The sequence below is a fragment of the Caballeronia glebae genome (assembly GCF_001545035.1).
Classification (GTDB): domain Bacteria; phylum Pseudomonadota; class Gammaproteobacteria; order Burkholderiales; family Burkholderiaceae; genus Caballeronia; species Caballeronia glebae.
In genome coordinates, this window is record NZ_FCOJ02000006.1 from 102870 (window position 1) to 116233 (window position 13364).

Genomic DNA, 13364 nt, shown 5'->3' on the forward strand with positions numbered 1-13364 from the left:
GCGGCGTATTTTTTTGGCGACGCCGCTAAACTGTCGATCCAGAAGAATAAATTAAGCGTCCGTTTCGCATGTCGTCCACCGTTCGTCTCCGTGTTTTTTCCCTGTTCGCCGCCGGCTACTTCGTCTCGTACGTGTTCCGCGGCGTCAATCTCGGCTTCGCGCCGCTCATCACGCACGAACTCGGCCTGTCCGGCGCCGATCTCGGCCTGCTGACGGCGCTGTATTTCATCGGCTTTGCGGCGGCGCAGATTCCCGTCGGCGTGCTGCTCGATCACTTTGGGCCAGCGCGCGTGACGGCCGGCATGCTCGTGTTCGCGGCGGCGGGCATCGGCGTGTTCGGCGCATCGCATGGTTTGGCCGGCCTGATGGCGGGGCGCTTGCTCATCGGCGTTGGCGTGTCGGTGTGTCTGGCCGCGGCGTTCAAGGCTTCGGCGCAGCAATTTCCGATATCGCGGCTGCCGCTCATCAATGGCTTCACGATGGCCGTCGGTGGATTGGGCGGCGTCGTCGTCGGGTCGCCGCTTTCGTCGTTGCTGCAATTCGCGACGTGGCGCCAGGTGTCTTTCGGGCTTGTCGTCTTCACGCTCGCCGTGGCGGGGGCGATTGCGCTGTTCGCGCCGAGCAAGCCGGATACGCATCATCAGGCGGACATCGTCACGCAGTTCAAGGGCACGTGGCACATCATGAAGAGCGCCGCGTTCTGGAAGATCGCGTCGTTTCCGGTTGTCACGCAGGGCGTGTTCTACGCGATGCAGTCGCTATGGATCAGCCCCTATCTCATCGACGTGATGAACCTCACGCCCGCGCATTCGTCCGCGATCGTCTCGGTGCTCGGCTTCGCGATGATGTTCGGCTCCATCGGCTTCGGCGCGGCGGCGCGCAGTCTGGAGCGGCGCGGCGTGTCGGTGTACGCGTTTTGCGGCGCCGGCATGGTGCTGTTCGTCGTCACACAATTGCTGATGATGCTGCGCGTGCCGCTGCCGCCCGCGGCGCTGATCATCGCATACGGCGTTTTCGGCGGCACGGGCATTCTGAGTTACGCGGTCGCGGCGAAATATTTCCCGTCGCACATGGCCGGGCGCGTGAATACGACGCTCACGCTCGTCATTTTCCTGCTGATCTTCGGCTTCCAGGTCGGCGTCGGCGCGATGCTGTCGCTATGGCCGGAGCAAGCGGGGCGCTATCCGGCATCGGCGCACATCGCGGTCTGGGCGGTGCTGGTCGCGCTGCAAGTCGCAAGCGCGATCTGGTACATGTTGCCGGGCCGCGCGCTGCACGAACGCGGCTCGGAAGCAGGGAGTGCGGCCCCGTAAACGGGGTGGTGCAAGGCAAGCGGACCGTTCCCAAATTTGGCGGATGTGTCAATTTAACGCTATAATTCGCAGGTTTGAGCATATCAACCCGCACCCTAGCGCCTACCTCCCACACACCGTCGTTCGCTGCGCCAGCCAGCGTGCGCCGCATGCCGCCGATCGCCTGCTTCGTCACCACGTTTGCCACGAGCAAGCGAGCTGATCCGAGCCGCGACGCGCGCCTCGCGAGCCGCCGCCACACTGCGCGAAGGAAACCCCTCGTTCTTCGAGCGACGGGAAGCCAAGCCTGAATTTCGGACAGACAGGTCGGTAACAGGGTGTTCCCCAAGGAGCTTCCCGTGTTGCCGTCATTTTCCCCCGCACTACTCGCACTTGCCGACGGCACGGTCTTTCGTGGTCAATCGATCGGCGCGCCCGGTTCGACGATCGGCGAAGTGGTGTTCAACACCGCTATCACGGGTTATCAGGAAATCCTGACCGATCCGAGCTACGCCCGCCAGATCGTCACGCTGACCTATCCGCACATCGGCAACTACGGCGTGAACGCCGAAGACGTCGAAGCCACCAAAGTCCATGCCGCCGGCCTCATCATTCGCGACCTGCCGGTGCTCGCATCCAACTTCCGTTCGGAGCAAAGCCTTTCCGATTATCTGAAGGCGCAAGGCGTCGTCGCGATCGCGGGCATCGACACGCGCAAGCTCACGCGTATCCTGCGCGAGAAGGGCGCGCAGAACGGCTGCGTTCTCGGCGGCAGCGACGACGAAGCGAAGGCGCTCGGCCTCGCGCGCTCGTTTCCGGGTCTCGCGGGCATGGACCTCGCGAAGGTCGTGTCGACCGAAAAGAGCTACGAATGGACGCAGACCGAATGGCGTCTCGGCAGCGGCTACGGCCGCCAGGAAGCGCCGAAATTCCGCGTCGTCGCGTTCGACTACGGCGTCAAGTTCAACATCCTGCGCATGCTGGCCGAGCGCGGTTGCCACGTGACCGTGCTGCCGGCGCAAGCGACTGCCGCTGACGCGCTCGCGCTCAGTCCGGACGGCATCTTCCTGTCGAACGGCCCCGGCGATCCGGAACCGTGCGACTACGCTATCGCCGCGACGCGCGAATTCATCGAGCGCGGCATTCCGACCTTCGGCATTTGCCTCGGCCATCAGATCATGGGCCTCGCCGTCGGCGCGAAGACGATGAAGATGAAGACCGGCCACCACGGCGCGAACCATCCGGTGAAGGACATGGACGATGGCCGCGTGGTGATCACGTCGCAGAACCACGGCTTCGCGGTCGATGCGTCGACGCTGCCCGCCAACGCGAAGGTCACGCACGTCTCGCTCTTCGACGGCACGCTGCAAGGTTTCGCGCTCACCGACAAGCCCGCGTTCTGCTTCCAGGGACACCCCGAAGCGTCGCCCGGCCCGCACGACATCGCGTATCTGTTCGACCGCTTCATCAAGCTGATGCAAGCGCAGAAGGTCGCCGCCTGAAGAACAGATCACAGAACACAGACATCGAGAGCAGTTATGCCGAAGCGCACAGACATCAAGAGCATCCTCATTATCGGCGCGGGCCCGATCATCATCGGCCAGGCGTGCGAGTTCGATTATTCGGGCGCGCAAGCATGTAAGGCGCTGCGCGAGGAAGGCTACAAGGTCATCCTCGTCAACAGCAATCCGGCGACGATCATGACCGACCCGAACACGGCCGACGTCACGTATATCGAGCCGATTTCGTGGGAAGTGGTCGAGCGCATCATCGCGAAGGAGCGCCCGGACGCGATCCTGCCGACCATGGGCGGACAGACCGCGCTCAACTGCGCGCTCGACCTGTTCCACCACGGCGTGCTGGAGAAGTACAAGGTCGAGCTGATCGGCGCGTCGCCGGAAGCGATCGACAAGGCGGAAGACCGCCAGAAGTTCAAGGACGCGATGACGAAGATCGGCCTCGGATCGGCCAAGTCGGGCATCGCGCATTCGATGGAAGAAGCGCTCGTCGTGCAGCAGCAGATCGCGGAAGCGACCGGCAGCGGCGGTTATCCGACCGTGATTCGTCCGTCGTTCACGCTGGGCGGTTCGGGCGGCGGCATCGCGTACAACAAGGAAGAGTTCGAGGAAATCTGCCGTCGCGGTCTCGATCTCTCGCCCACGCGCGAACTGCTGATCGAAGAATCGCTGCTCGGCTGGAAAGAGTACGAGATGGAAGTCGTCCGCGACAAAATGGACAACTGCATCATCGTCTGCTCGATCGAAAACCTCGACCCGATGGGCGTGCACACGGGCGACTCCATCACGGTCGCGCCGGCGCAGACGCTCACCGACAAAGAGTATCAAGTGCTCCGTAACGCGTCGCTCGCCGTGCTGCGCGAGATCGGCGTCGATACGGGCGGTTCGAACGTCCAGTTCGCGATCAACCCGGACGACGGCCGCATGGTCGTCATCGAAATGAATCCGCGCGTGTCGCGTTCGTCGGCGCTGGCCTCGAAGGCGACGGGCTTCCCGATCGCGAAGGTCGCCGCGAAGCTCGCGTGCGGCTACACGCTCGACGAACTCAAGAACGAAATCACCGGCGGACAAACGCCGGCATCGTTCGAACCGACGATCGATTACGTCGTGACGAAGGTGCCGCGCTTCGCGTTCGAGAAATTCCGCGAAGCCGATTCGCGCCTGACGACGCAGATGAAGTCCGTCGGCGAAGTCATGGCGATGGGCCGCACGTTCCAGGAATCGTTCCAGAAGGCGCTGCGCGGTCTGGAAGTCGGCGTCGACGGTCTCGATGAAAAGACCACGAGCCGCGACGAAGTCATCCGCGAGATTGGCGAGCCGGGCCCGGACCGCATCTGGTATCTCGGCGATGCGTTCCGCCTCGGCCTCACGATGGAAGAGATCTTCGAAGAGACGTCGATCGATCCGTGGTTCCTCGCGCAGATCGAACAGATCATCCTGAAGGAAAAGGCGCTCAAAGACCGCACGCTCGCGAGCCTCACGAAGGACGAACTGCTGTATCTGAAGAAGAGCGGCTTCTCGGATCGGCGTCTCGCGAAGCTCACCGGTTCGACGCAAACCGACGTGCGCAAGAAGCGTCATGAACTGAAGGTGCGTCCGGTCTACAAGCGCGTCGACACGTGCGCGGCCGAATTCGCGACCAACACCGCCTACATGTACTCGACCTACGAGGACGAGTGCGAAGCGAATCCGACGGACAAGAAGAAGATCATGGTGCTGGGCGGCGGCCCGAACCGGATCGGGCAGGGCATCGAGTTCGACTATTGCTGCGTGCACGCCGCGCTCGCAATGCGCGAAGACGGCTATGAAACCATCATGGTCAACTGCAATCCGGAGACGGTTTCCACCGACTACGACACGTCCGACCGTTTGTACTTCGAGTCGCTGACGCTCGAAGACGTGCTCGAAATCGTCGATCTGGAGAAGCCCGTCGGCGTGATCGTGCAGTACGGCGGCCAGACGCCGCTCAAGCTCGCGCTCGATCTCGAAGCTAACGGTGTGCCGATCATCGGCACGTCGCCGGACATGATCGACGCCGCCGAAGACCGCGAGCGCTTCCAGAAGCTGCTCAAGGAACTCGATCTGCGCCAGCCGCCGAATCGCACCGCGCGCGCGGAAGACGAAGCGCTGAAGCTGGCAGACGAAATCGGTTATCCGCTGGTCGTGCGTCCGTCGTATGTGCTCGGCGGCCGGGCGATGGAAATCGTCCACGAGCCGCGCGATCTCGAACGCTACATGCGCGAGGCGGTGAAGGTGTCGAACGATTCGCCGGTGCTGCTCGACCGCTTCCTGAACGACGCGATCGAATGCGACGTCGACTGCATTTCGGATGGCGACGACGTGTTCATCGGCGGCGTGATGGAGCACATCGAACAGGCCGGCGTGCATTCGGGCGACTCGGCATGCTCGCTGCCGCCGTATTCGCTGTCGAAGGAAACCGTCGATGAGCTCAAGCGCCAAACCGGCGCAATGGCAAAGGCGCTGAACGTCATCGGTCTGATGAACGTGCAGTTCGCCATCCAGCAGGTTCCGCAGGACGATGGCTCGAAGAAGGACGTCATCTACGTGCTGGAAGTGAACCCGCGTGCATCGCGCACGGTGCCGTATGTGTCGAAGGCGACGGGTTTGCCGCTCGCGAAGATCGCCGCGCGCGCGATGGTCGGTCAGAAGCTGAAGCAACAAGGCGTCACGAAGGAAGTGACTCCGCCGTACTTCAGCGTGAAGGAAGCCGTGTTCCCGTTCGTGAAGTTCCCGGCGGTCGATCCGGTGCTCGGACCCGAAATGCGTTCGACCGGCGAAGTGATGGGCGTTGGCCGCACCTTCGGCGAAGCGCTCTTCAAGTCGCAACTGGCGGCGGGCTCGCGCCTGCCGGAATCGGGCACGGTGCTTCTGACCGTGATGGACGCCGACAAGCCGAAGGCCGTCGAAGTCGCGCAGATGCTGCACGAACTCGGCTATCCGATCGTCGCGACCAAGGGCACGGCGGCGGCCATTGCGGCGGCGGGCGTGCCGGTGAAGACCGTCAACAAGGTGAAAGACGGCCGTCCGCACATCGTCGACATGATCAAGAACGGCGAGATTGCGCTGGTCTTCACGACTGTGGACGAAACGCGCGCCGCCATCGCCGATTCGCGCTCGATTCGCATGAGCGCGCAGGCCAACAAGGTCACGTATTACACGACCATGTCGGGCGCGCGCGCGGCGGTCGAGGGTTTGCGCTATCTGCGTGATTTGGAAGTCTATGATTTACAAGGCTTGCATGCTCGCCTAAACTAAGGCTTCGATTACCAGTCTAAGCATCACGAGCCGCGGTTAAGCGGCGTCTCTCGCCCAACGGGAGATGCGCTTAACCGCGGTAATTTTTTTGACGAAATTGTTTGTGAGTGGTTTATGAGCACGATTCCTTTGACGAAGCGCGGCGCGGAGTTGCTGCGCGACGAATTGCAACGCCTGAAGGCCGTGGAGCGTCCGGCGGTCATTACTGCGATCTCGGAGGCGCGCGCGCAAGGCGACCTGTCGGAAAACGCAGAGTACGATGCCGCGAAAGAGAAACAGGGTTTCATCGAGGGCCGCATCCTGGACATCGAGTCGAAGCTGGCCGCCGCGCAAGTGATCGACCCGACGCAGGTCGAAGCGGAAGGGCGCATTGTCTTCGGCGCGACCGTGGAACTGGAAGACCTCGAATCGGGCAACATGGTGACCTACCAGATCGTCGGCGATGACGAGGCCGACATCGATCACGGCCTCATCTCCGTGAGCTCGCCGATCGCGCGCGCACTGATCGCGAAGTCGGAAGGCGACGTGGCCTCGGTGCAGGCGCCGAGCGGCGCGCGCGAGTACGAGATCATTGCGGTTCGCTACGTCTGATGGAACACCGGCTTTTTCGCACCATCAGCATGGTCTGGGTCGGCAGCCTGCTGACTCTCGGCCTCGTCGCCGCGCCCGTTCTCTTTTCGATGCTCGACCGCACGTCGGCGGGCTCGGTGGCGGCGCAGCTCTTTCGCATCGAGGCGATCATCGGCGTGATCAGCGCGCTGGTGCTGATCATCATCGGCAATCGCTTCGTGAAAAGCGGCATCGTCGACTATAAACGCGTGCGGTGGATCGTCGCGGTAATGTTCGTGTGCGTGCTGATCGGTTACTTCGCGCTTCAGCCGTTCATGAACTCGTTGCGCATGGCCGCGCAGGAAGCAGGCACCGATCTCGCGAGCTCGCCGTATGCGAGGGAGTTCGGCATTCTGCACGGCATATCGAGCGCGATCTATCTGATCGAATGCCTGTTCGGCATTGCGCTGGTGTGGCGTTTGCCCGGTGCGGCGCCGGTCAAGATCGTGCCGAAGGGAAAATCCGCCAAGGTGGCGGCGAAACGAGCACGAAGCTGACGCGCGTTTTACACGGCGCGGCGCGTGCGTTCCATTCATTGGAAACGCACGCGCCGTTCAATCACTTCGTGGCCTGATGCTGGCGCTTCGAGCCGGCCTGACGTTTCTTCGCACGCTTCACGTTGCCGCCCGCGGTCACACGTTCGTTGCCCAGCACCTTCAGCGTCTGCTTCTTGGGCTTCTTGAAGGCGGGCCCATCACGCGTGATTTTCACTGCCTTGACGACGCGCGGCGCGCGGCCTTTCGACGAACGGTCCTCGGCGACTTCGCCCGCGCTCGGCGGCATGGTGCTGCGCGTGCGGGTGGAGCGGGTGGCGCGGCTTTTCGGGGCGGCACCCTCGGGGCGCCAGATCACTAGCAGCTTGCCGATATGCTGAATGGGCGCGGCGTTCAGGCGATCGCAGATTTCGTCGTAAATTTCGACGCGCGCTTCGCGTTCGTCGCCGAACACGCGGACCTTGATGAGCTGGTGCGCTTCGAGGTGCACGTTGATTTCTTTCAGCACGGCATCGGTCAGACCCTCCGCGCCGACGAGCACGACGGGCTTGAGCGCATGGGCCTGGGAGCGCAGTTCCGAGCGCTCGGCGGGGGAGAGTTTAAGAGCTGGCATGTGAAATTTGGGACTCGACTAAAATGTGGGCGGCGTGAGATACGCTCGCGGGGCGGTTTGAACACGCTAAACCGAAAGCGCATGGCTTCGTGCCAGATCTTTGGCGCATCGATCGCGCCACCGCCCACCAGAAACAGAACAGGCCGGATGCCCGGGATTTCGGGGCGCGAGCGCGCCGAGGACCGGTCCGGCCGACAAGACGCGTATTATCCGCTAAAAGCCCCGCGCGATGCAGCAAAATACGCACCCGGCGTGCTGTCAGCGCGCCACATGAGCTCAGGTTGAATGGCAAAGAACCGTTTTAATCATTCGTGGTTGCACGACCACATCAACGATCCTTACGTGAAGCTGGCACAGCGCGAGGGCTACCGCGCGCGCGCCGCATACAAGTTGAAGGAGATCGACGAGCAGGACAAGCTCATCAAGCCGGGGCAGGTCATCGTGGACCTCGGCTCGACGCCCGGCAGCTGGAGCCAGTACGCGCGCAACAAGCTCGCCCAGAGCGGCAAGCGCGACGCCGAGCGTCAGGGCGGTATCGACGGCACGATCATCGCGCTGGATCTTCTGCCGATGGAACCCATTGCGGACGTCACGTTCATCCAGGGCGACTTCCGCGAGGACGAGGTGCTCGCGCAGCTCGGTGAAATCCTCGGCGAGCGTCAGGTGGATCTTGTAATTTCCGACATGGCCCCCAACCTTTCAGGCGTAGCGACTGCGGATGCCGCGCGTATCGAGCATTTGTGCGATTTGGCGCTAGAGTTCGCGCAGAACCATCTGAAACCGGAGGGTGCGCTGCTTGTCAAATGTTTTCATGGCAGCGGATATAGTCAGATCGTCGAGAAGTTCAAGCAACAGTTCAAAGTGGTTGCGCCGCGCAAACCAAAAGCTTCTCGCGACAAATCGTCGGAGACTTTTATTCTCGGGCGGCGGCTCAAGCATCCGAACTGAGCAGCGCGTTCGAGCGATTAGGCGTTTATCTGCGATATTTTCACGGATTATGCCGAAAAAGGCCTGTCTGTCGCTGTTTGTGCGGTAGATAAACCTTATGGCAGGGGTTAGCGGTCTGGATTAGAATGCTTTGGTGGCGTCGCAAGGTTTATGTAGGCGCCCGTCTATGAGTGAGGAGTGGTGCTTTGAACAACAATATGTTCTCTAAGGCGGCAGTGTGGCTCGTGATCGCACTGGTGCTGTTCACGGTGTTCAAGCAGTTTGACAAGCCTCGCGTCCAGGAAGGTGTGTCCTATTCGCAGTTCATGGACGACGCGAAGAGCGGCAAAGTCAAGACCGTCACCGTTCAGGGCCGCAATCTCACGGTTACACCGGCAGATGGCCAGAAATACCAGATCGTGTCGCCCGGCGACATCTGGATGGTTGGCGATCTCATGAAATACGGCGTTCAGGTCAGCGGCAAGGCTGACGATGAACCGAACGCGCTCGTCTCGGCGCTGTACTACCTCGGGCCTACGATTCTCATCATCGGCTTCTGGTTCTACATGATGAGGCAGATGCAGGGCGGCGGGAAAGGCGGGGCGTTTTCGTTCGGCAAGTCGCGAGCGCGGCTGATCGACGAGAACAACAACGCAATCAATTTCACCGACGTCGCCGGTTGCGACGAAGCCAAGGAAGAAGTGTCCGAGCTGGTGGACTTCCTGCGCGATCCGCAGAAGTTCCAGAAACTGGGCGGACGCATACCACGCGGGGTGCTGCTGGTCGGGCCTCCGGGTACGGGTAAGACGCTGCTGGCGCGCGCCATCGCAGGTGAAGCGAAAGTGCCGTTCTTCAGCATTTCGGGTTCGGACTTCGTCGAAATGTTCGTCGGTGTCGGTGCGGCGCGCGTGCGCGACATGTTCGAGCAGGCGAAGAAGCATGCGCCTTGCATCGTATTCATCGACGAAATCGACGCGGTCGGTCGTCATCGCGGCGCGGGCATGGGCGGCGGCAACGACGAGCGCGAGCAGACGCTTAACCAGATGCTCGTCGAAATGGACGGCTTCGAGGCTAATTCCGGTGTCATCGTGATCGCGGCGACGAACCGTTCGGACGTGCTCGACAAAGCGCTGCTCCGTCCGGGCCGTTTCGACCGTCAGGTCTACGTCGGCCTGCCGGATATCCGCGGCCGCGAGCACATCATGAAGGTGCATCTGCGCAAGGTGCCGATTTCGAACGATGTGGATGCATCGGTCATCGCACGCGGCACGCCGGGTTTCTCGGGCGCCGACCTCGCCAACCTCGTGAACGAAGCGGCGCTGTTCGCCGCGCGTCGCGGCAAGCGAATTGTCGAGATGCAGGATTTCGAAGACGCGAAAGACAAGATTTTCATGGGTCCGGAGCGCAAGTCGGCTGTCATGCGCGAAGAAGAACGTCGCAATACGGCGTACCACGAGTCGGGCCACGCGGTGGTGGCGAAGCTTCTGCCGCACGCCGATCCGGTCCACAAGGTCTCGATCATGCCGCGCGGCTGGGCATTGGGTATCACGTGGCAGTTGCCGGAGCATGACCGTGTGAATCTCTATCGCAACAAGATGCTTGAGGAAATCGCGATCCTGTTCGGCGGCCGGGCAGCGGAAGAAGTGTTCCTGAATTCGATGTCGACGGGCGCTTCGAACGACTTCGAACGCGCGACGAAGATGGCGCGCGACATGGTGACGCGTTACGGCATGTCGGACGTACTCGGCACGATGGTCTACGTCGATACCGAAGAAAACGGCATGTTCGGCAAGATGGGCGCGAAGTCGGTGTCCGAAGCCACGCAGCAGAAGGTCGATGCGGAAATCCGCCGCATTCTCGACGAGCAATACGCGCTCGCCCGCAAGCTGCTGGAAGACAACCGCGACAAGGTCGAAGCGATGACCAGGGCGCTGCTCGAATGGGAAACCATCGACGCAGATCAGATCAGCGACATCATGGCGGATCGCCCGCCGCGTCCGCCGAAGAACCTGCCGCCTCCGTCCGGCGACACGCCGTCGGGTGGCAACAGCGGCAACGAGGTGAAGCCGGGGAACGCGCCGGCAACGGCCTGAGCCTCGTGACTTAATGCATGGGCCGGTGTGCATCGCACGCCGGCCCATTTCGCTTTATGGCCTCGTTTTAACAGGCCGCCGGACGTCGCACCTATATCGTCCGATGCCGCATCGAGTCCGATCCCGACCGAATCTGGCGTCGATCTCGTTTCCGTTCCCTGTTTCGTTCGACTCGCTTGAGCACACCGACCTCATCCCTGCTTTCAGCCGCGCCGCTCCAGTGCGGACGCTTTACGCTGACTTTCGAACGCCCGCTCGTCATGGGCATTCTTAACGTCACGCCGGATTCGTTCTCCGACGGCGGCCGCTTCATCTCGCGCGGCGCCGCGCTCGCCCGCGCTGAGCAGATGCTCGCCGATGGCGCCGACATGATCGATATCGGCGGCGAATCCACGCGTCCGGGTGCGCCGCCCGTGCCGCTCGACGAGGAACTCGAACGCGTCGTGCCGATCGTCGCGGCATTGCGCGCCGTTCAAGTGCCGCTTTCCGTCGATACCTACAAGCCGGCCGTGATGCGCGCCGCGCTCGACGCCGGCGCGGACATGATCAATGACATCTGGGGCCTGCGACGGGAAGGTGCGCTCGACGCCGTAAAGGACAGCGACTGCGGACTATGTGTGATGCACATGCTCGGCGAGCCGCGCACGATGCAACTCCACGAGCCGGTGTACGAAGACGTCGTCACCGAAGTGCGCGCTTTCTTCGCGGAGCGCGTCGCCGCGCTGGCGCATGCCGGGATTGCGGCGAAACGTATCAGTCTCGATCCGGGCTACGGCTTTGGAAAGACGGTCGAGCATAATTATTCGTTGCTCGCGCATCTCACGGCCACATTACCCGCCGGGACGCATTTTCCGTTGCTCGCGGGTATGTCGCGGAAATCGATGCTTGGCGCCGTCACCGGACGCGGCGCGGGCGAACGGCTCGCGGCGAGCGTCGCCGCGGCGGTTTGCGCGGCGGAGCGGGGCGCGGCGATCATCCGCGTTCACGACGTCGCGGAGACCGTCGATGCGCTGAAAGTCTGGCAGGCCACAAAGGATGCCGCCCGGAATGTGCATTATTGACACTGGCCTCATTCATCAGGAATTTGGGCGCAGGCGCGCGCCGATAGAACTCATTAACTAAAATCGCGGACCGATACGATGCGCCGCACGGTCGCGAGGAGGGTCAAGCAACAATGGCACGTCAATATTTTGGAACGGATGGCATCCGTGGGCGCGTAGGCGTCGCACCGATCACGCCGGACTTCGTACTCAAGCTCGGCTACGCGGCCGGGAAGGTGCTCGCGGGCGCCGACCGCGCCCAGCAGAAAAAGGGCAATCGTCCGACCGTGCTGATCGGCAAGGACACGCGCGTGTCGGGCTACATGCTCGAAGCCGCGCTGGAATCCGGCTTCTCGGCGGCGGGCGTCGACGTGATGCTGGCCGGCCCGATGCCGACGCCGGGCGTCGCGTATCTCACGCGCGCGCTGCGGCTGTCGGCGGGCGTTGTGATCAGCGCGTCGCACAATCCGTACAACGACAACGGCATCAAGTTTTTCTCCGCCGACGGCAACAAGCTGCCCGACGAAGTCGAGTTCGAAATCGAGCGGCAGCTTGAGCAGCCGATGGAATGCGCGCCTTCCGAACGCCTCGGTAAGGCGCGTCGCCTCGACGACGCGGGCGGGCGCTACATCGAATTCTGCAAGAGCACGTTCCCCGCGAACTTCGACCTGCGCGGGCTGAAGCTCGTCGTCGATTGCGCGCACGGCGCCGCGTACGACGTCGCGCCGCACGTTTTCCACGAGCTCGGCGCGGAAGTCGTGTCGATCGGCGTATCGCCGAACGGCTTCAACATCAACGACGGCGTCGGCGCGACGGCACCGGACGCGCTCGTGCGCGCCGTGCTGGAGCACAAGGCCGACATCGGCATCGCGCTCGATGGTGACGCGGACCGTCTGCAGATCGTCGATTCGTCCGGGCGCCTCTATAACGGCGACGAACTGCTTTACGTCCTGGTCAAAGACCGCATCGCGACCGACGGCAAGGTGGAAGGCGCCGTCGGCACGCTGATGACCAACATGGCCGTCGAAGTGGCGCTGAAGGAGGCGGGCGTGCAGTTCGTGCGCGCCGCGGTCGGCGACCGCTACGTGCTCGAAAAGCTGCGCGAGAACGGCTGGATGCTGGGCGCGGAAGGCTCGGGCCACATCCTGTCGCTGGATCGTCATTCGACCGGCGACGGCATCGTCTCGGCGCTCCTCGTGCTCGCGGCGATTCAGCGCAGCGGCAAGTCGCTCGCCGACCTGCTTCGCGGCGTCAGCCTGTTTCCGCAGAAGCTGATCAACGTGCGCATGAGCGCGGGCGCGGACTGGAAAGGCAGCGCCGAAATTCGCCGCGCGGTGGAGCAAGCCGAGCATTCCCTCCAATCGCACGGCCGGGTCTTGATTCGCGCGTCGGGAACCGAACCGGTCCTGCGCGTGATGGTGGAAGCGTCGGCGCAACAGGACGCAGTTCGGTACGCGGAAACGATTGCGCAGGTCGTGAAAGAAGCAACTTCGTAGGCATTTA

Annotated in this window: 10 protein-coding genes; 9 read left to right on the top strand and 1 reads right to left on the bottom strand. The window is 62.7% G+C overall.

The window, feature by feature from the left end; translation table 11 throughout:
- Positions 1-68 precede the first annotated feature (68 nt).
- From AWB82_RS06155 to AWB82_RS06175, 5 genes are all read left to right on the top strand, one after another.
- The gene (locus AWB82_RS06155) at positions 69-1313 is read left to right on the top strand and encodes an MFS transporter (RefSeq protein ID WP_086966264.1); all 1245 of its coding nucleotides are present in this window, start codon (positions 69-71) and stop codon (positions 1311-1313) included.
- 338 nt (positions 1314-1651) lie between these two features.
- On the top strand, positions 1652-2794 hold the full coding sequence (carA, locus tag AWB82_RS06160) for a glutamine-hydrolyzing carbamoyl-phosphate synthase small subunit (RefSeq protein WP_086966265.1): 1143 nt from the start codon (positions 1652-1654) through the stop codon (positions 2792-2794).
- Between the two features lie 36 nt (positions 2795-2830).
- Complete coding sequence (carB, locus tag AWB82_RS06165) at positions 2831-6085, top strand: carbamoyl-phosphate synthase large subunit (RefSeq protein WP_086966266.1); 3255 nt, start codon at positions 2831-2833, stop codon at positions 6083-6085.
- Between the two features lie 114 nt (positions 6086-6199).
- Entirely contained in the window at positions 6200-6676 is a 477-nt protein-coding gene (greA, locus tag AWB82_RS06170; protein WP_086966267.1) for a transcription elongation factor GreA, read from the top strand.
- Positions 6676-7191, top strand: a complete 516-nt coding sequence (locus AWB82_RS06175) for a DUF4149 domain-containing protein (RefSeq protein ID WP_086966268.1) — start codon at positions 6676-6678, stop codon at positions 7189-7191. The genes greA and AWB82_RS06175 overlap by 1 nt, the downstream gene beginning before the upstream one ends.
- 61 nt (positions 7192-7252) lie before the next feature.
- Here AWB82_RS06175 and AWB82_RS06180 read toward each other — a convergent pair whose 3' ends face one another.
- A complete protein-coding gene (locus tag AWB82_RS06180) occupies positions 7253-7801 on the bottom strand; it encodes a YhbY family RNA-binding protein (protein ID WP_086966269.1) in 549 nt (182 codons plus the stop codon).
- Positions 7802-8086: 285 nt separating this feature from the next.
- Here AWB82_RS06180 and AWB82_RS06185 point away from each other — a divergent pair, with 285 nt between their 5' ends.
- The 4 genes from AWB82_RS06185 (at position 8087) to glmM (ending at position 13357) form a co-directional block, all read left to right on the top strand.
- Positions 8087-8749: an RlmE family RNA methyltransferase gene (locus tag AWB82_RS06185; RefSeq protein ID WP_086966270.1), complete on the top strand. Its 663-nt coding sequence runs from the start codon at positions 8087-8089 to the stop codon at positions 8747-8749.
- Between the two features lie 185 nt (positions 8750-8934).
- On the top strand, positions 8935-10821 hold the full coding sequence (ftsH, locus tag AWB82_RS06190; protein WP_086966271.1) for an ATP-dependent zinc metalloprotease FtsH: 1887 nt from the start codon (positions 8935-8937) through the stop codon (positions 10819-10821).
- A gap of 260 nt (positions 10822-11081) precedes the next feature.
- Positions 11082-11882, top strand: a complete 801-nt coding sequence (gene folP / locus AWB82_RS06195) for a dihydropteroate synthase (protein ID WP_143756680.1) — start codon at positions 11082-11084, stop codon at positions 11880-11882.
- Between the two features lie 113 nt (positions 11883-11995).
- Positions 11996-13357 (top strand): phosphoglucosamine mutase, encoded by a 1362-nt coding sequence (glmM, locus tag AWB82_RS06200; protein WP_086966273.1) that lies wholly within the window; start codon positions 11996-11998, stop codon positions 13355-13357.
- The last annotated feature ends 7 nt before the right edge of the window (positions 13358-13364 follow it).

Bases quoted from the DNA above. Each gene is read 5' to 3' on its own strand.
- greA (WP_086966267.1), top strand. From the start codon at position 6,200: ATGAGCACGATTCCTTTGACGAAGCGCGGCGCGGAGTTGCTGCGCGAC.
- glmM (WP_086966273.1), top strand. From the start codon at position 11,996: ATGGCACGTCAATATTTTGGAACGGATGGCATCCGTGGGCGCGTAGGC.
- carB (WP_086966266.1), top strand. From the start codon at position 2,831: ATGCCGAAGCGCACAGACATCAAGAGCATCCTCATTATCGGCGCGGGC.
- folP (WP_143756680.1), top strand. From the start codon at position 11,082: ATGGGCATTCTTAACGTCACGCCGGATTCGTTCTCCGACGGCGGCCGC.
- AWB82_RS06155 (WP_086966264.1), top strand. From the start codon at position 69: ATGTCGTCCACCGTTCGTCTCCGTGTTTTTTCCCTGTTCGCCGCCGGC.
- AWB82_RS06175 (WP_086966268.1), top strand. From the start codon at position 6,676: ATGGAACACCGGCTTTTTCGCACCATCAGCATGGTCTGGGTCGGCAGC.
- AWB82_RS06180 (WP_086966269.1), bottom strand. From the start codon at position 7,801: ATGCCAGCTCTTAAACTCTCCCCCGCCGAGCGCTCGGAACTGCGCTCC.
- AWB82_RS06185 (WP_086966270.1), top strand. From the start codon at position 8,087: ATGGCAAAGAACCGTTTTAATCATTCGTGGTTGCACGACCACATCAAC.